Below are 26836 nucleotides of genomic sequence, written 5' to 3' on the forward strand. Positions count from 1 at the left end.
ATATATCAACCACTATTTAAAACAGAGCCTAATATTAAAGTAACCTTGGAGATTATTGTATTTTTATAAATTTTCTATTTCTTTCATTAATTCTTCAATAAGGTCCTCTTCTTTAACTTTTTTAATTATTTCACCTTTTTTGAAAATTAATCCTTCACCTTTTCCACCTGCAATACCAATATCAGCTTCTCTTGCTTCCCCTGGGCCATTTACAACACAGCCCATAACTGCAACCTTAATATTTTTATTACAGTTTTCAAGTCTTTTTTCTACTTCTTCTGCAATTTTTATAAGGTTTATTTGAGTTCTTCCGCAAGTTGGACAAGATACAAAAGTCATTCCTTGCTTTCTTAAACCTAAGGCAACTAACATTTCCTTTGCTACTTTAATTTCTTCTATTGGATCACTAGTTAATGATACTCTTATAGTATCTCCTATCCCTTCCGCTAATAATGTTCCTATTCCAAGTGTAGACTTAATAGTTCCTCTAAAAACAGTACCTGACTCCGTAACCCCTAAATGAAGAGGATAGTTACACTTTGTACTCATTAATCTATATGCTTCTATCATCATAGGAACATCAGAAGATTTAATTGATATTACTATATCATGAAAATCTAATTCTTCTAATATCTTTACATGTCTTAATGCAGATTCAACAAGACCTTTTGCTGTAGGTTTTCCATCTCTTTCTAAAATATCCTTTTCTAAAGAACCTGAGTTAACTCCAATTCTTATTGGAATATTTTTAGCTTTACATGCTTCTGTAACAGCCTTTACTCTTTCAACATTACCAATATTACCTGGATTAATTCTAATTGCACTAATTCCATTTTCAACACACTTTAAAGCTAATTTATAATCAAAGTGTATATCTGCTACTACAGGCATTGGTGATCCTGCACATATATCTTTAATTGCTTCTGCAGCAATCATATCTGGTACAGCACATCTTATTATTTCGCATCCGGCAACATGTAATTCTCTTATTTGATTTAATGTTGCTTCTACATCTCTTGTATCTGTATTAGTCATAGATTGAATTGAAACTGGTGCATCTCCTCCAACATAAACAGATCCAACCTTAACTTTTCTTGTAATTTTTCTTTCCATTTTTCCTCACTCCTATAAACTAATAGGGAATAATATATCTTTTAATGTTACTACAATCATAAAGCCTATTAATATCATAAACCCTACATAGTTTGCTGCTCCAACAACTTTATCTGGAACTTTTCTTCTTGTTATTAGCTCTATTAATAATATTACAGTCCATCCACCATCAAGTGCAGGGAAAGGTAATAAATTAAACACAGCTAAGTTAATACTAATGAATCCTAAGAAATATGTCAATGTCATTAATCCATTTTTAGCTGCTTGCCCTGACATTTTAATTATAGTTACCGGTCCACCAACATCTGTTTTAAAGTTTATATTTCCAGTAACCATCATCTTAAGACTCTTAAATGTTTGTGTTACTAATGAAATTGTCTCATTAAATGACTCTCTTATAGATTCAAGTATTGTTGGATTTTCTACAGGTGTATAGTGAAATCCTATTTGATACATTTGTGTTCCATCTTGTTCAATTAATCTTGGAGTAACTGTAATGTTTTCCTTTTCTCCATTTCTATCTACTACTAAATCTACAGAATCTCCCTTAGAAAGTTGAATACCCATTGATACATCTGTAGTCGTAAATACTCTGGCCCCATCTATTGTTAATATTTTATCTCCTACTTGTAAACCTGATTCAATTGCAGGAGTATCTGGCTCTAATTTACTTATTGTAGTTTCTGTATATCCTCTATTACTAATTATTATAGAAAATGCTATAATTGCAAAAATAATATTCATTGTAGCACCAGCTAATATAACTGTAATTCGTCTTAATGGTGATTTAGAAGAAAAGCTTCTTTCATCTTCAACGTCTTCCTCTTCACCAAGCATCTTAACATATCCACCTATAGGAAATAGTCTTAATGAATATTGAGTCTCCTTTCCCTTTTTAGAGAAAACCTCAGGTCCCATTCCTATTGAAAACTCTTCTACCTTAATACCATTTACCTTAGCCATAATAAAATGTCCTAATTCATGAACAATAATTAGTAAGCTAAAGCCCAATATTGCCATTATAATATACACTTACTTCACTCCTAACTCCCATTTATTTCTTATATATTTTCTTACCTTTTTATCTAACTCTACAATATTTTCTAAAGTTAGCTCATCATAATAGTTTTCTTTAAATACATTCATACACTCTTCTATTATTTCTGCTATTTGTAAGAACTTTATTTTTTCCTCTAATAATAATGCTACTGCTTCTTCATTAGCACCATTTAAAATAGTAGGTGCAAGACCTCCAATTTTACCTGCATCGTATGCAAATTTTAAACACTTAAAAGTATCTAAATCTGGTTTTTCAAACGTTAATGATCCTACTTCATAAAAATTAAGTGGCTTTGCAATCATACCTTTTCTTTCTGGATAATTTAATGCATATTGTATTGGTAATCTCATATCAGGCGTTCCCATTTGAGCTATAATACTTGCATCCTTATACTCAACCATAGAGTGAATTATACTTTGAGGATGAACAACAACCTCAATATTGTCATAATCAGTATCAAATAAGAAATGGGCTTCTATAACCTCTAACCCTTTATTCATAAGACTAGCTGAATCTATAGATATCTTTTGCCCCATATTCCATTTTGGATGTTTTAGTGCTTCCTTTACTGTCACATCTTTTAAATCTTCTAAGTTCTTTCCTCTAAATGGACCTCCTGAAGCAGTTAATATTATTTTATTAATATCTTTATTCTTATATCCACTTAAACTTTGGAAAATAGCGCTATGTTCTGAATCAACTGGTAATATTCTAACATTATTTTCTTTTGCTTTATTCATAACAAGTTCCCCTGCTACAACTAATGTTTCCTTGTTAGCTAAAGCAATATCCTTTTTTGCTTCTATTGCAGCCATAGTTGGTTTTAATCCTATCATTCCCACAACAGAAGTAACCACAGTATCAATCTCATCTAATGTTGCAATTTTAATTAATCCATCAATCCCGCTAAAAACTTTAATTTCTGGATAGCTTTCATTACAAAACTCCTCAATAACTTTAGCAGAATTTAATTCCATCATGCCTACATATTTTGGTTTAAACTCTTTAATTATTTCTTTAATCTTATCAACGGAAGAATTAGCAGTAATTCCTATAAGGTTAATCGTCCCCTCTGAATTTCTAATTACGTCTAAAGTTTGTGTCCCAATGGAACCAGTTGCCCCTAAAATTGAAATACTTTTCATTTATACCTCCTACAATGTTCCTTCATATATTAAATCTTTTGCTATTAAACAGTATATAGGACCTATGAATATTCCTATTATTCCAAAGACTTCTGCTCCTATATACATAGATAACATTACTACTAATGGATGAATATCTAATTTAGAGCTTAGAAACTTTAATTCTAATATCTCTCTTACTACCTGTAATAATAAGTATAAAGCTATCAATCCAACTACTAGTAAGTATTTCTTCATTATTATATTGTATATTATAATTGGAATAAATACAATTATTGTTCCTACATATGGCAAAATATCTAAAATTCCGCATATAAGCCCTAAAAATATTGCACTAGGAATCCTTAATATTTTAAATCCTATAATAGTAATTATCATACATATTATTACTAATTTAATTTCTATTTTTACTACTTCTCCTAAATTATTTTTTTTCTCCCTTATAGTTTCTACAACATCATAAGGTAATAAACAATTTAACAACTTTAAAAATAACTTTTTATCCACTAAAGTAAAATATACAGTTATATTGGCTATAATATATGATATTATTCCTTGCCCTGTAACTGCTAAACTACTTTTAAAAGAAGTTACTGATGATAATCCTTGTGATCCATTATGTAGCATTTCTTCTAAATCTACATTAAATATAACTTTAATTGTGTTAAGCCATTCCTTTAAGTCATTTATATGATTTATGTAAAAGCTCTGAACTAAATCTATAATTGAATTTCCAAAATAAAATACAAAACAAAACATAAGCACATTAATTACTAAAATTGTTAGAGCTCCTGCAATTTCATTCTTTTGAAATACTTTTTTCATTAAATCATAAATTGGAGTACATATTATTAATAAAATAATAATAGATAAAAATGGTTTAAAATAATTCTTAATAACAAAAGCTATTACAATAAAAAGAAATAGCAATAATAATAAATTAACTAGTATTTGATATTGATAATGCTTTTTATATCCATTATATATTCTCATTTTACCTCCTTATTTCTACTACGATAACTTAGTTTATATTACTTCATACTATTAATTTATTATATTCATATATTTTTTAGACTACTTTTCATTCAAATAAAAAAAAGATACAATAGTTTATTTCTATTGTATCTATTAAACTTAAATTCCTATTACAAACGTTAAATAGTAAAATACTACAACTGCATTAAATAAGATTGAATCAAATCTATCTAATATTCCACCATGTCCTGGAATTAAATTACTATAATCTTTTAATCCTACATATCTTTTAATTGATGAAGCAACTAAGTCCCCAAATTGACTCATTATTCCGCATAAAGCACCAATTAAAAAGAAATGAATAAGTTTAACTTCTGGAACATAACTACTTACTATAATTCCAAATATCCCACATCCAAGTGTTCCTCCTAAAAATCCTCCTATTGAACCTTCAATAGTTTTCTTAGGGCTAACCTTTGGACATAATTTGTGCTTACCAAAAAATCTTCCAAAATAGTATGCAACAGTATCAGAAACCCATGATCCAATAAATATTAACCATACTAAATATCCACCATTAACTTTCGAATTTACTAATGGAATAAAACTAAATAGAATTACTACATATATAAATCCTAAAAATGTTACTGCAACATCTATAAATGAATATTTTAAATCTATAATTGGTATTATTAAAGCTAACACAATTGCTATAACTAAAATATACATCATATATTCAAAATTATTGTTTAGCGCGTAATAAACTACTAATAAAATGTAACTTATTATTGGAATACTCTTAATTTCTTTAGTCTTTAAGGCATGATAAAACTCATATAATCCACATACTGATAATGCTATAGTGAATAATTTTAATGGTAATCCGCCTAAAAGCACAAATATTAGTAGTGGGGCAAGTACAACTGCACCTATATATCTACTATTAATTTTCATACTTTTCCTCCTATGCTATACTCCACCAAATCTTCTATCTCTATTTTGATAATCATATATAGCTCTTTGTAAATCTTTCTCTGAAAAATCAGGCCAATTTACATTTGAATACCAAAATTCAGAATAAGCACATTGCCATAATAAGAAATTACTTATTCTTTGTTCTCCTGATGGTCTAATTATTAAATCTGGATCTGGTGAATCCTTAGTATATAAATAATCTGAGAATAATTCTTGATTTATATTTTCCTTATTAATTTTACCTTCTTGCACATCATCTATAATATTTTTTACTGCTTTTATTATTTCATCTCTTCCACCATAATTAAAAGCAAAATTTAATACTAATCCTGTATTATTTTTAGTTAATTCTATAGATTCTTCGATTTCTCTTCTACAATCATCTACAAGTGCATTAATATCACCTAACACCCTTAAAACTACTCCATTTTTATGTAGTTCGCTTACTTCTGTTTTTAAATATTGAACTAAAAGTTTCATTAAAGCATTAACTTCATCTTTTGGTCTTTTCCAATTCTCAGTTGAAAATGCATATAAAGTAATATATTTTACACCTAGTCTATCAGCTTCTTTTATAACCCTTCTAATAGTTTCTACACCAGCTTTATGACCCATAGTTCTAGGTAAATTTCTCGCTTTTGCCCATCTACCATTACCATCCATAATTATAGCTATATGTTGAGGTATATTATCAAAATCTAATTCAAAATTATTTTCTTGTACATTCTTATTAGCTTTAAAATAACTTAACATTCTTTCTGCCTCCACTTTATTTTAAATAAATCATATCATATTTAAAGTGTAAAGTAATATTTATGAATAAAATTTAATAATTACACTTAAGAAAAAAACCTGCTAAATAGCAGGTTTTAAATTGACATAATCTCTTTTTCCTTAGCTACAATTAGTGAATCTATTTCTTTAACATATTGATCTGTTTTCTTTTGAACAGCATCTTCACCTTTTTTAACTTCATCTTCTGAAATATGTCCGTCTTTCTTTAATGCTTTAATTTTTTCATTAGCATCTCTTCTAATAGATCTTATTGCTACTTTTGCATCTTCACCTAATTTTTTAACATTTTTCACAAGATTTTTTCTTGTTTCTTCTGTTAATTCAGGAACTAATAATCTTATTATAGATCCATCATTAGAAGGATTGATTCCTAAATCTGATTTTAAAATTGCTTTTTCTATTTCTTTTAATAAAGATTTATCCCATGGAGTTATAACTAACATTCTTGGTTCTGGAGCAGATATGTTACCTACTTGCTCTATTGGACATAATCCACCGTATGCTTCAACTTGAATTCTATCAAGCATCTTTGGATTAGCTCTTCCAGCTTTTAATGTAGTTAAATCTGATGATAATACAGATATTGTCTTTTGCATTTTAGATTCAGCAGTGTTTAAAACTTCTTTAATCATATATACCTCCCTATTATTTAGATACGATTGTACCTATTTTTTGACCTTCCATAACTTTTTTAATATTTCCTTCTTCACTTATACCGAAAACTAGTATTGGAATATTATTATCCATACATAATGTAGTTGCTGTTGTATCCATAACTTGTAATCCTTGTTCGATTACTTCCATATAAGTAAGTTTATCATATTTTTTAGCATCTGCAAACTTATTTGGATCCTTATCATATACACCATCAACATTTTTAGCTAATAATATAACATCAGCTTCAATTTCAGCTGCTCTTAATGCTGCTGCAGTATCAGTTGAGAAATATGGATTTCCCGATCCAGCTCCAAAGATTACAACTCTTCCTTTTTCAAGGTGTCTAACAGCTCTTCTTCTTATGAAAGGTTCAGCTATTTCTTTCATTTCTATTGCAGTTTGAACACGTGTCATAACCCCTATTCCTTCTAATGCATCTTGTAATGCAAGTGCATTAATACAAGTAGCTAGCATTCCCATATGGTCAGCAGTAGTTCTGTCCATACCTTCACCAGTTCTACCTCTCCATATGTTTCCTCCACCTACAACTAAACCAACTTCTACACCCATGTCAACTAAAGTTTTAACTTCTCTTGCGATTCTTCCTACTACTTCGAAGTCAAAACCAAATCCGTTGGCTCCAGATAAAGCTTCCCCTGAAATTTTTAACATTACTCTTTTATATGCGATATTTGCCATTGTAATCCCTCCTTGTGGTATATATGTACTCTTTTCCTTAAAAAAAGAGAACACAAAAGTGTTCTCTCGATATTACATACCCATAGTCTTAGCAACTTCTGCAGCGAAGTCTTCTTCAACTTTTTCGATACCTTCTCCTCTTTCGAATCTAGCGTATCTTGTAACAGTTATTGGAGAACCTACTTCTTTAGATTTTTCTTCTAAGAACTTAGATATTGACTTATCTCCATCTTTAACCCATGCTTGATCTAAAAGACAAACTTCTTTGTAGTACTTTTGAATTCTTCCCATTACCATTTTTTCAACGATATTTTCTGGTTTTCCTTCATTTAATGCTTGAACTCTGTAGATTTCTTTTTCTTTTTCTAAAGCTTCGTTATCTACTTGTTCTCTGCTTAAGAATAATGGATTTGCAGCAGCAACTTGCATACAAACTTCTTTAGCAACTTCTTCTAAAGCTGCAACATCTGTAGCTTCGCTAGCAACTTCTACCATAACTCCGATTCTTCCACCACCGTGGATGTAGCTAGCTATAGCACCGTTTTCTATGTTGAATTTAACAAATCTTCTTACTGTCATGTTTTCGCCTAATTTAGCGATTAAAGCTGTTAAAGCTTCAGTTACAGTAGATTCACCATCAAATTTTTCAGCAACTAATTCTTCAACAGTTGTAGCTGAAGTGTTAGCAGCCATTTCTGCAACTTTTGTTGCAAATGAAACGAATTCTTCATTAGCAGCAACGAAGTCAGTTTCACAGTTAACTTCTACCATAGCAGCAGTTTTCTTGTCAGCTGAAACGAAAGTCTTAACTATACCTTCAGCAGCAACTCTACCAGCTTTTTTAGCAGCAGCAGCTAATCCCTTTTCTCTTAAAAATTCAACAGCTTTTTCTATATTTCCTTCAGTTTCAACTAAAGCCTTTTTGCAGTCCATCATTCCTGCGCCAGTCATTTCTCTTAATTCTTTAACTGATTTAGCAGTTATCATTATTAAATTCCTCCTTGACATTAAATGTAAACCTTATTTTAGGTTAAAAGGTAAATGAAGTTTCCCTCACCTACCTCTTAAAATTATTACTCAGCTAATTGTTCGCCTTGTCTTCCTTCGATAATTCCATCAGCAAGTTTAGCAGTTATTAATTTAACAGCTCTGATAGCGTCATCGTTTCCTGGGATTACGTAATCAACTTCTTCTGGGTCACAGTTAGTATCTACGATAGCTACTACTGGGATTCCTAAGATTTTTGCTTCAGATATAGCATTCTTTTCTTTTCTTGGGTCAACTACAAACATAGCTCCGATGTTGTTAACATCTAAGTTAGTGATACCACCAAGGTTAGTTTGTAATTTTTCCATTTCACCCTTTAATTTGATTACTTCTTTCTTAGGTAAAACTTCAAATGTTCCATCTTGTTCCATTTGTTGTAATTCTTCTAATCTCTTAATTCTAGTTTTGATAGTCTTGAAGTTAGTTAACATACCACCTAACCATCTGTTGTTAACGTAGTGCATGTTTGATCTTATAGCTTCTTCTTGAATAGCTTCTTGAGCTTGTTTCTTAGTTCCAACGAAAAGAATGTCTTTTCCTTCTGTTGATACTTCTCTAATGAAGTTGTAAGCTTCTTCTACCTTCTTAACTGTCTTTTGAAGATCTATTATATATATTCCGTTTCTTTCTGTGAATATATATGGAGCCATCTTAGGGTTCCATCTTCTTGTTTGGTGTCCAAAGTGAACGCCTGCTTCTAATAATTGTTTCATTGATATTACTGACATTTTGTTACCTCCTGGTTTTTCCTCCACAGCCTTCATTCTTATAAAGCTTCCCAAATTCAGGCACCAACTTTATAAATTGGGCTGTGTGCGTATTTTATTACCTAGGTTAGTATATCACAAGCTTCTTATACTAGCAACATATTTTTTGCATATTTTATCTTTCACGTCATAAAAGAATAAATTCACTATAATTTTATTACTTCTAAACACTAATATACTACCTTTTTAATAATAATTATCTTTCTTATTATTCCCGAAATACAAAATTATAAACAATTGATAAAATATAATAAGTCAATAAACAATCATTTACTGCATTTTTTACTTTTAACACATTATATAACCATATATATGCAAAAGAGATTATACTCTCGTATAATCTCCATTTATTTTTATCTTATTTTCTTTAATTCATCAATTAACTTTTCATTTAAAATTTTGATATGAGTTCCCTTCATACCTAATGATCTAGACTCAATTACACCAGCACTTTCGAATTTTCTTAAAGCATTAACAATAACACTTCTTGTAATTCCAACCTTATCAGCAATCTTAGAAGCTACTAATAACCCTTCGTTGCCATCTAATTCATTAAATATATGGTCAACAGCTTCCAATTCCGAATAAGATAAAGTTCCAATTGCTAATTGAACAACAGCTTTCTTTCTCGCATCATCTTCTAACTCATCTTGTTTAGCTCTTAACATTTCCATTCCAACTATAGTTGCACTATGCTCAGTTAATACTAAATCATCTTCAGTAAACTCATTACCAAATCTCGCTAAAAGTAATGTACCCATTCTTTCTCTATTTCCTATTATAGGTACTATAGTAGAAATTTTATTAGACACTTCGCAAACTCCCTCACCTTTAAAAACGCAATTCCCATTGCTTTTTGAATTTGCTAAAGTTTCTGTGATCTTTAATAAAGTTTCATTATATCCTAATGGAAATCTACCTTCATCTAAAACATATTTCTTCATTATTTCACATTCAAAATCTGTTGAAAAAGTATGTCCTAAAACTTTTCCCTTCCTACTAATAATATATACATTACATTCTAGCACTTCGCTTAAAAGATTGCATATATCATCAAATACAACTGGATCAGCTCCACCCGTTTGTAAAATCTTATTTAATCTTCTCGTTTTATTTAATAATGATGACAATTAAATACTCCCCCCATCATACTTCTTATCTACTAAATGTTAATTTTCTAAATAATCAAAATCTTATGATATCTCTTATCTTTTATAGTATCATAATAATTTTTTATTTACAACATATTTTACACTCTTTCGACACTCAGTTTTGTTAGGGGTTATATTTTATTCTTCCTTTTTGTCATTTTCTAACTTATCATTTTCTAAAGGCATTGTATTTCCACATTCACCATTTGAACAAACTGCATAATTTCCTTTTGTTTTAGAAAACTTCATTGTCATATAACTTCCACATTTAGGGCATGGTTCTTTAATTGGCTCATTCCAACTTACAAAGTCGCAGTTAGGATAATTTGAACATCCAAAAAACTTTTTACCCTTTTTGCTTCTTTTAGCTAATATCTTACCTCCACATTTAGGGCATGGCACATCTAACTCTTCAACTATAGGTTTTGCATTTTTACATTCTGGATATCCTGGACATGCTAAGAATGTTCCGTATCTACCTTTCTTTATAACCATCATTCTTCCACATTTATCACATGGAACATCGCTTACTTTATCTTCAATTACAACTTTAGAAATTTCTTTTTCTGCTTTTTCTATAGCAACTTGTAATGGTTCAAAGAATTCACCAACAACTTTTTTCCACTCTTCATTTCCTTCTTCAATATTATCCAGCTTTCTTTCCATTCCTGCTGTAAAATCTACATCAACTATTTGTTTAAAATAATCTGACATTATATTATTTACAATAAACCCTAATTCAGTAGGAATTAAATTCTTCTTTTCTCTTATTACATACTCTCTACTTAATAAAGTTGAAATAGTAGGTACATATGTACTTGGTCTACCAATTCCCTTTTCTTCAAGTAATTTTACAAAAGAAGCCTCTGTATATCTTGCAGGTGGTTGAGTAAAATGTTGTTTTCCTTCAACAGATGAAGGTTCTAATACTTCTCCCTCTTCTAAGCTTGGTAGTAATACATCATTTTCATCATCTTCTGTTGTATAATCATATACCTTCATAAAACCATCAAATTTTATTGTAGATCCAGAAGCTTTAAAAGTATATTTTCCATTAGCAATATCAATGCTATTTGTATTTAATGCACATGATGCCATTTGGCTTGCAATAAATCTTTTCCATATTAAGCTATATAACTTATATTGCTCAGGTGTTAAATTAGCCTTTGCTATTTCAGGTGTTATTTCTATATGAGATGGTCTAATAGCTTCATGAGCATCTTGAATATTCTTCTTGCCCTTATATACTCTTAACTTTTCTGGTATATATTCTTCACCATAGCTTTCTTTAATAAATTCAATTGCTCTTCCTTGTGCTTCTTCTGAAATTCTTACAGAATCAGTTCTCATATAAGTAATAAGCCCAACTGTACCAAACCCTTTAACATCTACACCTTCATATAAAGCTTGAGCTATTGACATTGTTCTTTTAGTAATAAAGTTTAATTTTTTAGCTGCTTCTTGTTGAAGAGTACTTGTTGTAAACGGTGGAAGTGGATTTTTTAGTCTGCTTCCTTTTTTAACTTTTTCTACCCTATATTCATTTTCTTTTAAATCACTTATTACCTTATTAGCTTCATTTTCATTGCTAATTTCTATTTTTTTATTTTCGTATTTCGTTAATTTAATTGGGAACTTTTTTCTTTCCTTCTTTAAAACACAATCAACGGTCCAATATTCTTTTGGTTCAAATGCTTTAATTTCTTCTTCTTTATCACATATTAATTTTAAAGCTGCAGATTGAACTCTTCCTGCGCTAAGTCCCCATTTTACATTTTTCCAAAGTATTGGACTTATTTCATAACCAACTAATCTATCTAAGACTCTTCTAGCTTGTTGAGCATCAACTAAATTTAAATTGATCTTTCTTGCTCCTTTGATAGATTCTTTTACAGCACCCTTTGTAATTTCATTAAAAACTATTCTACAAGTTTCATCTTCAGAAATTTTTAAAATATTTGCTAAATGCCAAGAAATAGCCTCTCCCTCTCTATCGGGGTCGGTTGCAAGATATATTTTATCTGCTTTCTTAGCTGCTTTCTTTAATTTAGCAATTAATTCACCTTTTCCTCTTATAGTTATATACTTTGGAGTAAAATTATCTTCTATATCAACACCTAATTTACTTTTAGGTAAATCTCTAACATGCCCCATTGATGCTTCAACTGTATAATTCTTTCCTAAATACTTACTTATTGTTTTTGCTTTTGCAGGTGACTCTACTATAACAAGATTCTGACCCATACCATCAACTCCTATATATTGCTTAGGAGCTTTTACCCCCCTAAAACATCTAACTAATCTTTACGTAATAATTGCCTGGCAGGCAAATAATTTCATTTTCATTTTGCATTTCAAATAATAACTCAAATAAAGCTATTCTGTCAATATTTACACTTCCAATTATTTTATCTATATGGATAGGTTCTTTTCCTATTATTTCTAACAAATTTACTTTTATGCTACTTTTTTTATTATTTTTACTTTCTTTTTTAATTATATTAAGAAAATCATATAAATCTTCTTTTCCTATAAAAGGGCTAGCACCCTGATGTATTAACAAATTACAACCAGCACTACTTTCATTAAATATTGGTCCAGGCACAGCTAAAACATCTTTCCCTTCATCTAAAGCATAATTTGCCGTAATTAAAGAACCACTTTTCCTTGATGCCTCTACAACTATTACCCCTTTATCACTAAAACCACTTATAATTCGATTACGCTTAGGAAAATTATACGATAATGGTTTAGTTCCTGGTAAAAATTCTGACATTAACAATCCTTCACTTACAATTTGATCATATAATTTTTTATTAAACCTAGGATAAACTACATCTATTCCACACCCTAATATCCCAATCGTTTTTCCCCCTCTGCTAAGTATCTGCCTATGCATTACAGAATCTATTCCTGCTGCTACACCACTTACCACTCCATAAGAAATATCAAATAATTCATTAGCTATAAATTTAGCAACCTGTTCTCCATAAATAGTATTTTTTCTTGAACCAACAACCGCTACCATTTTATAATTTACTAATGACAAATCTCCTTTATAAAATAATACATAAGGTGGATTATTAATACTCTTTAACTTTTGAGGATATAATTCTGATGCTAATGTTACGTATTTTATTCCATTTTTATGTAAATATTCTTCAAAAGCCTCTTCTTCAATAGTATTTCTATGCTTTAATCTAGATATAAAAAACCTATTTATTTCATTTTCATTAATTATATTATCAATATTATTATAAATATTTTCTTCATTATTATACTTTTCTATTAATTTAACCTTTGATTCTTCACTTATTTTCAATAAAATAAACCATATCTTATACTTATCCATCTACGTATACCTCTCTTTAAATTATTTCCCCAAAAACATTTTTTCTAAATCCTATTGCTTCAATAATATGATAATCCATTATTTCATCTCTACATTCTAAATCCGCTATAGTTCTTGCAACTTTAACTATTTTGGTATATCCTCTAAGTGTAATATCATATCTTTTATAATATGATTCAAGAACTTTTTTCCCTTCTTTACTTAAATTACACATTTTTAAAACATCTTTTCCAACTACTTCTGAATTATATCTATAATTTGATCCTTTAAATCTCTCTTTTTGAATTTCCCGTGCAAGTATTACTCTATGTCGCATATTGTCAGAATTAATTTTATCTTTTTCTCCATAAATCTCTGTAGATTTTATTCTTGGAACAAAATTTAAAATATCAATTCTATCTAATAAGGCTCTAGACATTCTATTAATATACCTTTTTTTCTCTATCTCACTACAAGTACATACTGAAGTAGAATCATAATCAAGCATTTTTCCACAAGGGCATGGATTAAATGTTCCAACTAAAATAAAATTACTTGGCAATGTATAACTTTCTTTTAACCTTGAAACATTTATAATTCTATCTTCTAATGGCTGCCTCAATAATTCTAAAATTTCCTTTTTAAACTCAAGAATTTCATCTAAAAACAATATCCCATTATGTGCAAGTGTTATTTCTCCAGCTTTAATATCCCTTCCCCCTCCGATTAAAGCAGTTTTAGTTATAGTATGATGAGGTGCTCTAAATGGCCTTTTTATATCATATCCATCATTTAACATCCCCGATACACTATAAATCTTTGCAACTTCCATTTGCTCTTCTAAAGTCATTTGAGGTAATATTGATGGTAAAGCTTTTGCTAACATTGTTTTACCACATCCAGGCGAACCAAAAAGCATAATATTATGTCCTCCGGCTGCAACTATCTCCATTGCATGCTTTGATTTATACTGTCCCATAATATCTTCAAATTTATTTATATAAATTTCTTTCTTAACTCTTTTTTTCTCTCTCTTATAAGGAAGTAAATCATTATTTTCAATAAAGGAAATTGCTTGATTTAAAGTTTTAAAAGGATAAAAATTTCCTAATACAAAGCTTCTCATTTCCTTTAAATTTTCCAACGGAAATATGAAGTTTTTCTTTTCATTAATATCTCCTTCAAAAATTATAGGGATAGCTCCTTTAATGCCCTTTAATTCACCATTTAATGATAACTCTCCAAAGATAATATAATCATCTAATTCTTTCTCATCTATTTGTCCTGAGGCCATTAAAATTCCTAACGCAATAGGCAAATCTAATAGTGTCCCAATCTTTCTCACATCAGCCGGAGCTAAGTTTATAGTAATTCTCCCTAAAGGAAATTCATAACCACTATTTACAATTGCAAGTCTCACTCTCTCCTTAGATTCTTTAATCGATATATCAGGTAATCCAACTATATTAAATATAGGTATACCTTTCGTTATATCTACTTCAACATTAATCAATACTCCATCTAGCCCACTATGAGTTGCACTTATTATTTTTATAGCCATGTTTTTAAATCACAATCCCTTCATATTTCAATAGTACCTCTTCATTATTGACAATGTGATATTTCTTTAATCTCAAATGAATAAAAATAATTTCATAGTCCATCATTAAAATAAGGAGTGATTTTATGAATAATTACAAAAAGTTAATTGGTGAATTTGGTGAAAGTTTAGCTCGTGATTACCTAATATCTAAAGGTTATAGAATTTTAAATATGAATTATAGAAATCGATTTGGCGAAATCGACATTGTGTGTATGAATAAAGATTTGCTAATTTTTTGCGAAATAAAAAGTAGGTACTCAAATTCATTTGGTTTCCCAATAGAATCTGTTACCTACTATAAACAAAATCAAATTATTAAACTCTCAAAATTATATTCAATGTCTAAAAAATATTTTGATTACAATATTAGATACGATATAATCGAAATAATATTTAACAACTTAAACTCTTCTTATATTATTAATCATATAGAAGATGCTTTTAGAGCATATTAACTAACGTTCTAATATATTATTTAAAAATGACATTCTATGTATTTCTGTTGGCCCATATTCTTTAAGCCCTTCTATATGCTTAGATGTTCCATAACCTACATTTTCTTCAAAAGCATAATATGGGTATTTTTTTGAATATTCCTTCATTAAGTTATCTCTATATACTTTTGCAACTATAGATGCAGCTGCTATGCATGCAGATTTTGTATCTCCTTTAATAACAGATTTATTAGGTATTTTTATTCCCTTTACTGTATATCCATCAGATAAAACTAAATCTGGTTTAACTTCTAAACTATTGCATGCTTCAAGAAATACTTCATTATTACAAACACCAATTCCTCTAGAATCTATTTCCTTTGAATCACGCGAAGCAATATGATAAGCTAATGCCTTTTCTTTTATAACTTCTGCTAACTCTTCTCTTTTCTTTTCATTTAACTTCTTAGAGTCATTTATCCATAATATTAACTCTTCATCTACAACATTTAAATCTAATACTACAGCACATGAAACAATTGGTCCCGCTAATGGTCCTCTCCCAACCTCATCAACACCAGCAATAATATTAAATCCTTCAAAAGACTTATCAAAATCATACATACTTCTTACTCTTTTGATTTCATTTTCTATCTTTTCCTTAGCTCTTTGAAGTTTATCACCTAAGCTATTGATATTTTTTCTTTTATCAGCCTTTAATATATCTATAATATTAATTAATTCTTGAGAATCATGTAATTCATTGACATTAATTTCATCAACTTTTTCTTTAACAATTTTATAGCTTAAACCGCTAATATCCATAGTTAATATATCCATTATCTCTTTTCCTTTTTCTTTTCATTTCTCTTTTCTTTTCTTATTCTTCTTTTTCTTTCTTTTTCAGTTTCTTCTTTTACTACAGTTTCAACTTCTTCAAAAACATCATCAGGACGCTCTAAAGAAATCTTTCCTAGCTTTCCACCTCTAAATTCATCAATAAGCATTACGGCAATTCTATTATAATTAATTTCATTACGAGCCATAATACATCCTCTTTTTCTTGCAATGGCATCAAGATTATCTAATGGATTTTCTTGTATTTCTGTAATACCAAATCTCTCTATCAATCTATCTGGATAATACTCTTGAAGTCTTTCAACAAGCTTAAGCGCTAATTCTTCTATATCCATTATTTCATCTTTTATAGCTCCTGTGAAGGCTAAATTTAACGCAGTTCTCTCATCTTCAAATTTAGGCCATAATACACCTGGAGTATCTAACATTTCCATATCAAGAGATGTCTTTATCCATTGCTTGCTCTTAGTAACACCAGCTCTATCTCCTGTTTTAGCAATATTATTTCTTGCCATTTTATTTATAAATGTAGATTTACCACAGTTAGGTACACCAACTACCATAACTCTCATCATAAATTTAACTAATCCTTTAGCTTTAGCTCTTTCATGCTTTTCTTTTAATAGTTCTAATAATGCAGGTTTTATTTGTTGTAATCCTTGACCTTTTAAACAATTAACTTCTAAAACCTTAACATTTTCATTAGATAATTCTTTTATCCAATCTTTAGTTACCTTTGCTTCCGTCAAATCACTTTTATTTAATAAAATTATTCTTGGCTTTCCAGCACAAAGTTTATCTATATCTGGGTTTGCAGAACTTCTTGGAATTCTAGCATCTCTAATTTCTATTACAGCATCAACAAGCTTTAAATTATCTTCAATTTCTCTTTTTGTTTTTTTCATATGACCCGGGAACCAATTTATTGTAGCCATAATTCATCCTCCTTTAACTAAATATCTATTATTTATTCTTAACAATTATATTTATCTAAATCAACTTTCAATAAATATTGAACTTTAAGTTTTGTTAAGTTAATTAAAATTTCTTTTATTAAGTTTAAATCCTTCAAATGAAACTCAACTCTCTTCCATAGCTGAGTACACTAAAGTGTACCTTCAACTTAGCAAATTAAAATTTGGACTTTCAAGCAAGTTCAACTAACTAAATCGAAGATTTAGAGTTTCACTTATATTATTGCAAACAAAAAGGGACTTAATACTAAGTCCCTTAATATCTTTATTAACTTTAAATTATCTAGTTAATAATTCTTTAACTTTAGCAGCCTTACCTACTCTATCTCTTAAGTAGAATAACTTAGCTCTTCTTACTTTACCTCTTCTTGTAACTTCCATCTTTTCGATGATTGGTGAGTTAACTGGGAAAGTTCTTTCAACTCCAACTCCGTAAGCTAATCTTCTTACAGTGAAAGTTTCTCTTAAACCACCGTTTTGTCTCTTTATAACAGTACCTTCGAACATTTGAATTCTTTCTCTGTTACCTTCTTTAACTTTAACGTGTAATTTAACATTATCCCCAACGTGGAATTCTGGTAAATCAGTTCTGATTTGTTCTGCTTCTATAGCTCTTAATATTTCGTTCATCGTGCATTCCCTCCTAAATTGATAATTGACGCTCTTAACAAAACTTTGACAGCGGAACGCCCGTACTAGCACAAAAGTTATTGTAACATAAGTTTTTTTATATTTCAAGATATTATTTTTTACTATTTAATAATTTTTTATCCTCTTTTGTCAAAATAACATTTTTATATAAATCTGGTCTTCTTTCCCTTGTAATTTCTAGAGACTTTAATCTTCTCCATTTTCTAATATTCTCATGATGTCCTGAAATTAATACTGCTGGTACACTTTCTCCCTCAAAAACTTCCGGTCTTGTATATTGTGGATATTCTAATAATCCATCAGAAAAAGATTCATCTTCATGACTTTCAGATTTATTTAAAACACCAGGAACTAATCTCAAAATAGAATCTATTACTGGAATAGCAGCCATTTCTCCACCTGTTAATACAAAATCTCCAAGTGAAATTTCTAAATCTACTTCTTTAAATGCTCTTTCATCTATTCCTTCATAATGTCCACAAAGGAAAATTAAATTTTCTTCTTTGGACAATTCTTCTGCCATTTTTTGATTAAATGTTTTTCCTTTAGGACCTAAAAAAATAACCTTCCCATTATTATTTTTTCTACATGCTCTTATAGCATCTACTACTGGTTGAGCTGCCATTACCATACCAGCTCCACCCCCATATGGATAGTCATCAACCTTTTTATGTTTATTTAAAGTATAATCTCTAATATTTTCAGTATTAATAGAAATTAATCCTTTTTCTTGTGCTTTTCCTATTATACTATGATTAAATATATTAAACATTTCAGGGAAAAGAGTAAGAATACTAATCTTCATCCATCCATTCTCCTACTGGTTTTATAGTTATTTTTCTTTCTTCTATATTAATATCCAACACTATATCTTTTAATACAGGTATTAGTAATTCTTTAGGTTTTCTAATCCAATATACATCATTATTTTTAGTTTGAATAACATCATATATTTTACCTAATTCTTTACCAGTTGTATCGAATACTGTACATTCTCTTAAATCAGCTAAGAAATAGCAATCTTCTTCAAGTTCAACTGCATTTTCTCTTTCTACTTCCATAAACTTTTCCTTAAGTCTTTCAGCATCTTCAATTTTATTGATTCCTTCAAGCTTAACTATAACCCTATCTTTTTGATATTTACAGCTTTCTATCTTAACTTCTTTACCATTTATTAATACATGCTCTAAATCATCAAACCTTCTCATATCATCAGTTAATGGAATAACTTTAACTTCACCTTTTAAACCATGAGTATTTACTATCTTACCTACTTTTAAATTTTTACTCACAAACTTCACCTCTTATGTAGCTTTATTTTTTCCTATATTATTTATATCAAACTTTTCATCTTTTAGCAAAGTAATTATTGTTTACCTCTACATTAATGTACATATTAAATTCATCATGAAATAACCCTATTTTTATAATAAAAAAAGAGTTAGGAAAATCCTAACTCTTTACATCGATAATTTCAACTACTGCTTTTCGATCTTCGTTTAGTGCTGCGGCTTTTACTACGGTTCTAATAGCTTTCGCTACTCTACCTTGTTTACCGATTACCTTACCCATATCTTCAGGAGCAACCCTTAATTCAAGAATTAAGTCTTGCTCTCCTTGAACTTCATTTACACGAACTTCATCAGGATTATCCACTAGGGATTTAGCAATTATTTCAACTAAATCTTTCATAAGAGTCTGCAAATACATTATGTACTATGCAGAGTTCACCTCCCAAAAATTACTTGTTAAGACCTACTGTGTTGAATAATCTCTTAACTACATCTGTAGGTTGTGCACCATTGTTGATCCACTTTGTAGCTTTTTCTTCATCGATTTTGATTTCTGCAGGTTCTGTTATTGGATTGTAGTACCCGATTTCTTCGATGAATCTACCATCTCTTGGGCTTCTTGAATCAGCAACAACAACTCTGTAGAAAGGAGCTTTCTTAGCACCCATTCTTCTTAATCTGATTTTTACTGCCATTAATTTCACCTCCTTCAAAGGGTTATATATATAAACTCTTAAAAAGGTAATTTACCAAATAGACCTTTCTTGGACTTTTTAGTCAATGACTTCATTTGCTTCATTTGCTTTCTCATCATTTCGTGTCCTTTTATGAGTTTGTTAACTTCTTGTAATGATGTACCAGACCCCATAGCTATTCTCTTCTTTCTTGAAGAAGATCCTACTATAAGTTTTGGGTTTCTTCTTTCCTTTGGAGTCATTGAATGTATTATTGCTTTTACTCTAGCTAATTGCTTTTCACCAGCATCAAAGTCAATTTCCTTCATTTCCTTAGGAACCCCCGGTATCATCTCCATGATTTTACTCAATGATCCTAATTTTTTCATCTGCTCCATAGCAGTTAAATAGTCATCATAAGTAAAGTCATTTTCCATCATTTTTTGACCTAACTCTTTAGCTTCTTTTTCATCAATAGCTTCTTGAGCCTTTTCGATTAATGAAAGTACATCACCCATACCTAATATTCTATTAGCCATTCTATCTGGATGGAATACTTCAAAATCGTTCATCTTTTCCCCAACACCAATAAATTTAATTGGTTTTTGAGTCATATGTCTAATTGATAAAGCAGCTCCACCTCTTGTATCTCCATCAAGCTTTGTTAATATAACTCCTGAGATATCAAGTGCTTCGTTAAAGGTTTCTGCAACATTCACAGCATCTTGCCCTGTCATTGAGTCAACAACAAGTAAGATTTCTGAAGGATTAACTTCAGCCTTTACATCTTTAAGTTCAGTCATCAGCTCTTCATCTATATGAAGTCTACCAGCTGTATCTATAATTACAACATTATTTCCGTTTTCCCTACCGTATTTTATACCTTCTTTGGCAATTTGTACAGGGCTAATTTTATCACCCATTTGGAAAACTGGAATGTCAATTTGCTTTCCTACTACCTCTAATTGTTTAATAGCTGCTGGTCTATATATATCACATGCAACTAAAAGAGGTTTCTTGTTCTTGTCTTTTCTTAATTGTAGTGCAAGTTTACCAGCCATTGTGGTTTTACCCGCTCCTTGTAGCCCAACTAACATAATAACAGTTGGTCCTACACTTGAGAAGTTAATTTTACTTTCACTACCACCCATAAGATCTGTAAGTTCATCATTAACAATCTTGATGACTTGCTGAGCAGGTGTTAAGCTTTCTAAAACTTCACTACCTACACATTTTTCACTAACATTTTTAACAAAAGTTTTTACAACTTTAAAGTTAACATCAGCTTCTAATAATGCAAGTTTTACTTCTCTCATGGCTTCTTTTATATCTTTTTCACTTAATTTACCTTTGCCTCTAAGTTTCTTAAACGTTTCTTGTAACTTATCAGCTAAACCTTCAAAAGCCATGGTAACCCTCCTATGCCTATAAATTTTCTAGTGCTTCTTTATAACTCGTATAATCTTCATTTGATAAAGAATATTTCTCATTAATTTTTTCTAATAAATTAATAATTTTCTTTTCTTTTTCAAAAGACTTTTGTAGTAAATTTAATTTACTTTCATAGGCTAGAAATTGTTTATAGCATCTTTTTATAAGGTCATGAATCGCTTGGCGACTCGTGTTGTTTAATTCAGCAATCTCAGCTAATGATAAATCCTCATTGTAATATAGCTCCATGATACTTTTTTGCTTTTCCGTAAGTAATGGACCATAAAAATCCATTAATAAGGAAATCTCAACTCTATCTTCCATGCATATCACCTTACCCACATATGAGATTCTAACAGAATAATAATTAGGTGTCAAGTATTTTTACTTAACACTTAATTATTTTTTTTAAATCTCAATATAAAGTGCTAAACTACTGCTATTCCTATGATTTTATACCTATTGGTATCTATAGTTATTTTAATTAGTAAAATAATTTTTAGCAACAAATTTTTTTAGTTAATAGTTTTGAGTTTATAGTTAATAGTTAGGATTAAAACTTCTTTAAGAAGTTTTATATATTTTATAAATTTAGCACCAGCTAAATTTAACCCTTAACTCTTAACTTTTAACTAAAATAGTGCTTCTACAAAGCTTTCTGGATCGAAAACTTGTAAATCATCAATACCTTCTCCTACACCTATATACTTAACAGGTATGTTTAAAGTATTTTTAATTGAAATTACAACTCCACCTTTAGCTGTTCCATCAAGTTTAGTTAATATTATTCCATCTATCGGACAAACATCCATAAATTGCTTAGCTTGAATTACAGCATTTTGACCTGTTGTTCCATCTAAAACTAATAAAGTTTGCTTATGAGCGCCAGATAACTCTCTATCTATTACTCTATTAATTTTACCTAACTCATCCATTAAGTTCTTCTTGTTGTGTAATCTACCTGCTGTATCACAAATTAGCAAATCAACACCTCTTGATTTAGAAGCATTAATAGCATCAAATACTACAGCTGCAGGATCTGATCCTTCTTCATGCTTAACTATATCAACTTTTGCTCTTTCACTCCAAACAACTAATTGATCAATAGCTCCAGCTCTAAAAGTATCTGCTGCTGCAAGTAAAACTTTTTTCCCTTCAGCTTTATTCATTGCCGCAAGTTTACCTATACTAGTAGTTTTACCAACACCATTTACACCTATTACCAAAATTACTTCTTTTCCAGTAACACTTTCTTCACTTTCTTCATTATTATCCTTCATCATATCAGCTATTACACTCTTTAATGCAGGTCTAACTAATTCAACATCATTAATTTTTTCTTTTCTTATTTTATCTTTTAATCTATCGATAATTTCCATAGTAGTATCCATACCTATATCAGCCATTATAAGTATTTCTTCTAATTCCTCATATAAATCATCATCAATAGTTACAGCTAAATTTAAAGCTTCATTTATTTTATCTGTTAACGCATTTCTTGTTTTAGTTAATCCATTTTTAAGATTGTTAAATAATTTTCCAAACATAATCTTAACTCCTCCTAATTATTAGATAAGTCTACTGATACTACTTTTGATATTCCCTTTTCTTCCATAGTTATACCATACATTACATCACTAGCTTCCATTGTTCCTTTTCTATGTGTTATTACTATAAATTGAATATTTTCAGAAAATGCTTTTAAGAATTCTGCATATCTATAAACATTTGCATCGTCTAAAGCAGCCTCTATTTCATCAAGAATACAGAATGGCGTAGGTTTCATTTTCAATATTGCAAATAATAATGCAATTGCAGAAAGAACCTTTTCTCCCCCTGACATTAAATTAATGTTTTGAAGCTTCTTCCCTGGTGGTTCAACATTAATAATTATATTAGAATTTAATATATCATCTCCACCTAAAATAAGCTCTGCACTACCACCTTTAAATAATTCTCTAAAAGTTTCTCCAAAGTTTTCGTTTAAAATCTTAAAGTTTTCTTTGAATAACTCCTGCATTTGGATTGTCATTTCTTCAATAACCCCAATAAGCTCTTCTTTAGCCTTTTGTAAATCTAATTCTTGAGATGACATAAATTCATATTTTTCACAAACTTCATCATATTCAACAATTGCTGATAAATTTACAGTTCCTAAAGAAGCTATCTTTGATTTAAGTATTGAAATTTCTTCTTTTAAATCATTAACACTTTCAACTTCTATAGCAATTTCTTTTGCTTCTGCAAGAGTTAAATTTAATTCTGTATTCAATCTATTATATAATGACTCCTGTTCGCTTTCTATTCTAGCAAATTGTATTGCCCTTTTATTAAGCTCACCTTCATCTATCCTTATAGCTTCAATTATTTCATTAGTAGAACTTTCTTTAACTTTATATTCATCTTTAATTTTGACTTTTAAAATTTCATCTTCCTTAAAAATATTTTCAAGTTCTATTACTCTTACTTCAATTTCCTTTAATACATTTTTCTTATTATTAACATCTTCACCTAAAGCTTTTATATTGTCTTTGTTATTAGCTATACCTACTAATAATTGCTTTATTTTTACTTCTTTTTCTCTTATCTCTAAATTTTTAGATGATAATTGCATTCTTTGACCTTGAAGACTTTCTTCTAATGTAGCACTATTAACCTTTAAATTAACTAATAATTCCTTTTGTCTTTCTCTTTCTTTAGTATTATTAACTAATTCCTCTTCTATAACTTTTAATCTTTCTTTACGTTCTTCTCTTTTTGCATCTAATTTATTTAACTCTTCTTTCTTAATTTCAAGTTTTTCAATTAAATACTTAATATTACGTTTATTTTCTTCTATATCTTTTTTTGCTTTTTCTATACCTTTACTTAGCTTATCTCCATCATTAACAAGCGCTTTTATATCTCCATCTAAAACTGTTAATTCGATGTTTTTACTGTGTATTTCTTCTCTTTTATTTAATATTTCCTCGTCTAACTCTTTAATAGTACGTTTTATTTCATTAAACACATTAACTTCATTATTATAAGTTTGTTTTAACTTTAAAATATTTGAAGCAAGCTCTTCAATTTCTCTTTTTCTACCAAGAAGATTTGCATTCTTCCCCTGAATACTTCCTCCAGTTAGTGCTCCCCCTGGATTAATTACCTCACCAGTTAAAGTTACAATCTTATAATTATGTCTTCCTATTTTAGAAATATTAAGAGCACAATCCATATCTTCAGCAATAATAGTTCTACCTAAGTTGTAGTCAATTACACCTTTATATTTTACATCATACTTTAAAATATCTGATGCAATCCCTAAGTATCCTTTAGCTTTTTGAATTTCTACAGGTACATCTAATCTTTTCCCCTTAATTATATTAAGTGGCAAGAATGTAGCTCTTCCAAGACCTCTTGATTTTAAATAAGATATTAAATTTTTCGCATCATTTTCAGTAACCGTAATAACATTAGAAATTGATCCACCTAATGCAATTTCAATAGCTGTTTCATATTGCTTTTCTACTTCAAAAACTTCTCCAAGAACCTTAATATCTTTTATTCCTTGTACTCGCCCTTTTTCAATATGATCCATTAAATTCTTAACAGTCCTATTATATCCCTCATAATGCTTTTCTAAATTAGATAAAGTTGTATGAGTTGCTTCTGATTCATTTATTTTCTTAGATAACATCTTTAGCTTATTATCTTTATTATTTAAATTAGAATGCGTCTTAGATAATTCTTTTCTTATAGAAACTACTTCCTCTTCAATACTTGAAATATCATCTCTTGTATTTTTAAGCTTTTGCTTAAATTCTTCAATAGTTCCTACATTTATAGCTAAATTACCTTCTAAAGTTACTATAGAACTTTCTAAAGACTCTTCAATTTCATTTTTATCTTTAATATCTTTTTCTAATAATTGAATACTATTATTAATATTCGAATTCTTAGAAATAATTTCATACTCATTATTTTTAAGAGTTGATAACTCTCTTTGTGTTTTATCTATTTTTATAGTAATTTCATTAATTAAAGATTCTATCTCTCTTATTTCAGTAGTTTTATCTTTATTTTCCTGAGCCTTAGCATTTAAACTTTCTTCTAACTCTCTTTTTTCAATATATAATCTATCTAAAGAATCTTTAAGTCCTTTTATTTCATTTTCTTCTTTTTCAATTAATGAAGTAAAATTATTAATTCTTTCATTAAAAAGTTCAATATCTCTATTATGATTAGAATGTTCTTCTTTTTTGTTATAATATTCTTCTTTTTCTAACTTATTTTTTCTCTCTAAGCCTTCGACTTTTTCTTGTAGTTTATCAAGTTCTTCTTTAAATCTTCTAAGTTCTTCCCTCTTTTTATCTACAACTTCTTGTCTCTTTTCTATTTCAGAACTTAATCCTTCAATATCTATAGATACTTTATCAATATAGTTTACTAAAACAGAAACCTCTTTAACGTTTAACTGCTCAGCCAACTCTTTATATTTTAGAGCCTTCTCTTTTTCAACTCTTAATGGCTCTAGTCTTTCTTCATATGTAGCAATAATATCTCTAATTCTAACAAGATTATTATCTGTATTATCAAGCCTTTTTTCTGCTTCTTCTTTTCTAGACTTATATTTTACAATTCCTGCTGCCTCTTCAAGAAGAGCTCTTCTCTCTTCTGGTTTACCACTTAATATAGCATCTATTTTACCTTGTCCAATTATAGAATATCCCTCTTTACCTATTCCTGTGTCCATAAATAATTCAGTAATATCCTTTAATCTACATTTTTGATTATTAATTAAATATTCTGTTTCACCTGATCTAAATATTCTTCTTGTAACAGTTACCTCATTATATTCAGTTGCTAATTCACCATCTGAATTATCTAATGTAAGAGATACTTGTGCAAGTCCTAGAGGTTTTCTAAATTGAGTCCCAGAGAAAATTACATCTTCCATCTTCCCCCCTCTAAGACTCTTAACACTTTGCTCTCCTAAAACCCATCTTACAGAGTCAGATACGTTACTCTTACCGCTACCATTAGGTCCAACTACTGCTGTTACACCTTTTTTAAACCTTAGCTCTGTTTTATCTGCAAAAGATTTAAATCCACGTATCTCAAGCGACCTTAAAAACATAAATACACTCCTTATCTAATTTAGAAAATTGCTGGTACTAACCCAAGTATAAATGCAATTAGCATAAACACTGTAATAACATAAA

At 29.3% G+C, this 26836-nt stretch carries 26 protein-coding genes; 1 reads left to right on the plus strand and 25 read right to left on the minus strand.

Annotated features, from left to right (window positions below):
• Window positions 1-63: 63 nt before the first annotated feature.
• The 14 genes from ispG to ABUA17_RS02115 form a co-directional block, all read right to left on the minus strand.
• On the minus strand, window positions 64-1113 hold the full coding sequence (gene ispG, locus ABUA17_RS02050; protein ID WP_042396577.1) for a flavodoxin-dependent (E)-4-hydroxy-3-methylbut-2-enyl-diphosphate synthase: 1050 nt from the start codon (window positions 1111-1113) through the stop codon (window positions 64-66).
• A 12-nt stretch (window positions 1114-1125) separates the two neighbouring features.
• Window positions 1126-2145 carry a M50 family metallopeptidase gene (locus ABUA17_RS02055; protein ID WP_055290946.1) on the minus strand — a complete coding sequence of 340 codons (1020 nt, stop codon included), beginning with the start codon at window positions 2143-2145 and terminating at the stop codon, window positions 1126-1128.
• On the minus strand, window positions 2146-3318 hold the full coding sequence (gene dxr / locus ABUA17_RS02060) for a 1-deoxy-D-xylulose-5-phosphate reductoisomerase (RefSeq protein ID WP_042396573.1): 1173 nt from the start codon (window positions 3316-3318) through the stop codon (window positions 2146-2148).
• 9 nt (window positions 3319-3327) lie between these two features.
• Window positions 3328-4311 (minus strand): AI-2E family transporter, encoded by a 984-nt coding sequence (locus tag ABUA17_RS02065; protein WP_042396571.1) that lies wholly within the window; start codon window positions 4309-4311, stop codon window positions 3328-3330.
• Between the two features lie 141 nt (window positions 4312-4452).
• The gene (locus tag ABUA17_RS02070; RefSeq protein WP_042396568.1) at window positions 4453-5247 is read right to left on the minus strand and encodes a phosphatidate cytidylyltransferase; all 795 of its coding nucleotides are present in this window, start codon (window positions 5245-5247) and stop codon (window positions 4453-4455) included.
• Window positions 5248-5262: 15 nt separating this feature from the next.
• Entirely contained in the window at window positions 5263-6021 is a 759-nt protein-coding gene (uppS, locus tag ABUA17_RS02075) for an undecaprenyl pyrophosphate synthase (RefSeq protein ID WP_042396566.1), read from the minus strand.
• Window positions 6022-6137: 116 nt separating this feature from the next.
• Window positions 6138-6695 carry a ribosome recycling factor gene (frr, locus tag ABUA17_RS02080; protein ID WP_042396563.1) on the minus strand — a complete coding sequence of 186 codons (558 nt, stop codon included), beginning with the start codon at window positions 6693-6695 and terminating at the stop codon, window positions 6138-6140.
• A 13-nt stretch (window positions 6696-6708) separates the two neighbouring features.
• Window positions 6709-7419, minus strand: a complete 711-nt coding sequence (pyrH, locus tag ABUA17_RS02085) for a UMP kinase (RefSeq protein ID WP_042396561.1) — start codon at window positions 7417-7419, stop codon at window positions 6709-6711.
• A gap of 72 nt (window positions 7420-7491) precedes the next feature.
• A complete protein-coding gene (gene tsf, locus ABUA17_RS02090; protein ID WP_042396558.1) occupies window positions 7492-8406 on the minus strand; it encodes a translation elongation factor Ts in 915 nt (304 codons plus the stop codon).
• Window positions 8407-8492: 86 nt separating this feature from the next.
• Window positions 8493-9194, minus strand: coding sequence for a 30S ribosomal protein S2 (gene rpsB, locus ABUA17_RS02095; RefSeq protein WP_042396556.1), 702 nt, complete (start codon window positions 9192-9194; stop codon window positions 8493-8495).
• Window positions 9195-9586: 392 nt separating this feature from the next.
• A complete protein-coding gene (gene codY / locus ABUA17_RS02100; protein WP_042396553.1) occupies window positions 9587-10363 on the minus strand; it encodes a GTP-sensing pleiotropic transcriptional regulator CodY in 777 nt (258 codons plus the stop codon).
• Between the two features lie 159 nt (window positions 10364-10522).
• Window positions 10523-12628, minus strand: coding sequence for a type I DNA topoisomerase (gene topA / locus ABUA17_RS02105; RefSeq protein WP_055290942.1), 2106 nt, complete (start codon window positions 12626-12628; stop codon window positions 10523-10525).
• Window positions 12629-12677: 49 nt separating this feature from the next.
• Entirely contained in the window at window positions 12678-13736 is a 1059-nt protein-coding gene (dprA, locus tag ABUA17_RS02110; RefSeq protein ID WP_042396549.1) for a DNA-processing protein DprA, read from the minus strand.
• 16 nt (window positions 13737-13752) lie between these two features.
• Window positions 13753-15276 carry a YifB family Mg chelatase-like AAA ATPase gene (locus ABUA17_RS02115; RefSeq protein ID WP_349817926.1) on the minus strand — a complete coding sequence of 508 codons (1524 nt, stop codon included), beginning with the start codon at window positions 15274-15276 and terminating at the stop codon, window positions 13753-13755.
• Between the two features lie 125 nt (window positions 15277-15401).
• Between ABUA17_RS02115 and ABUA17_RS02120 the strand changes: the two genes are divergently transcribed.
• Complete coding sequence (locus tag ABUA17_RS02120; RefSeq protein WP_042396544.1) at window positions 15402-15773, plus strand: YraN family protein; 372 nt, start codon at window positions 15402-15404, stop codon at window positions 15771-15773.
• Here the strand turns inward: ABUA17_RS02120 and rnhB are convergent, their stop codons facing one another.
• The 11 genes from rnhB to smc form a co-directional block, all read right to left on the minus strand.
• A complete protein-coding gene (rnhB, locus tag ABUA17_RS02125) occupies window positions 15774-16592 on the minus strand; it encodes a ribonuclease HII (RefSeq protein ID WP_042396541.1) in 819 nt (272 codons plus the stop codon). It abuts the gene before it with no gap.
• Window positions 16592-17545 carry a ribosome biogenesis GTPase YlqF gene (gene ylqF, locus ABUA17_RS02130; protein ID WP_042396539.1) on the minus strand — a complete coding sequence of 318 codons (954 nt, stop codon included), beginning with the start codon at window positions 17543-17545 and terminating at the stop codon, window positions 16592-16594. The genes rnhB and ylqF overlap by 1 nt, the downstream gene beginning before the upstream one ends.
• A gap of 318 nt (window positions 17546-17863) precedes the next feature.
• Window positions 17864-18214, minus strand: coding sequence for a 50S ribosomal protein L19 (gene rplS, locus ABUA17_RS02135; RefSeq protein ID WP_042396536.1), 351 nt, complete (start codon window positions 18212-18214; stop codon window positions 17864-17866).
• Window positions 18215-18326: 112 nt separating this feature from the next.
• On the minus strand, window positions 18327-19040 hold the full coding sequence (gene trmD, locus ABUA17_RS02140; protein WP_042396533.1) for a tRNA (guanosine(37)-N1)-methyltransferase TrmD: 714 nt from the start codon (window positions 19038-19040) through the stop codon (window positions 18327-18329).
• Complete coding sequence (rimM, locus tag ABUA17_RS02145; protein WP_042396531.1) at window positions 19030-19527, minus strand: ribosome maturation factor RimM; 498 nt, start codon at window positions 19525-19527, stop codon at window positions 19030-19032. The genes trmD and rimM overlap by 11 nt, the downstream gene beginning before the upstream one ends.
• Before the next feature lie 160 nt (window positions 19528-19687).
• Window positions 19688-19927 carry a KH domain-containing protein gene (locus ABUA17_RS02150; protein WP_042397158.1) on the minus strand — a complete coding sequence of 80 codons (240 nt, stop codon included), beginning with the start codon at window positions 19925-19927 and terminating at the stop codon, window positions 19688-19690.
• Window positions 19928-19976: 49 nt separating this feature from the next.
• Window positions 19977-20222, minus strand: coding sequence for a 30S ribosomal protein S16 (gene rpsP, locus ABUA17_RS02155; protein WP_042396852.1), 246 nt, complete (start codon window positions 20220-20222; stop codon window positions 19977-19979).
• A 38-nt stretch (window positions 20223-20260) separates the two neighbouring features.
• The gene (ffh, locus tag ABUA17_RS02160; protein WP_042396856.1) at window positions 20261-21610 is read right to left on the minus strand and encodes a signal recognition particle protein; all 1350 of its coding nucleotides are present in this window, start codon (window positions 21608-21610) and stop codon (window positions 20261-20263) included.
• A 16-nt stretch (window positions 21611-21626) separates the two neighbouring features.
• Window positions 21627-21956 (minus strand): putative DNA-binding protein, encoded by a 330-nt coding sequence (locus ABUA17_RS02165; protein ID WP_055276136.1) that lies wholly within the window; start codon window positions 21954-21956, stop codon window positions 21627-21629.
• A gap of 308 nt (window positions 21957-22264) precedes the next feature.
• Window positions 22265-23179: a signal recognition particle-docking protein FtsY gene (ftsY, locus tag ABUA17_RS02170; RefSeq protein ID WP_055276134.1), complete on the minus strand. Its 915-nt coding sequence runs from the start codon at window positions 23177-23179 to the stop codon at window positions 22265-22267.
• Between the two features lie 14 nt (window positions 23180-23193).
• Window positions 23194-26751 carry a chromosome segregation protein SMC gene (gene smc, locus ABUA17_RS02175; protein ID WP_195951045.1) on the minus strand — a complete coding sequence of 1186 codons (3558 nt, stop codon included), beginning with the start codon at window positions 26749-26751 and terminating at the stop codon, window positions 23194-23196.
• Between the last annotated feature and the right edge of the window lie 85 nt (window positions 26752-26836).

This window comes from Clostridium sp. RTP31139st1_H3_RTP31139_211217 (assembly GCF_040227035.1).
GTDB lineage: Bacteria > Bacillota > Clostridia > Clostridiales > Clostridiaceae > Clostridium > Clostridium saudiense.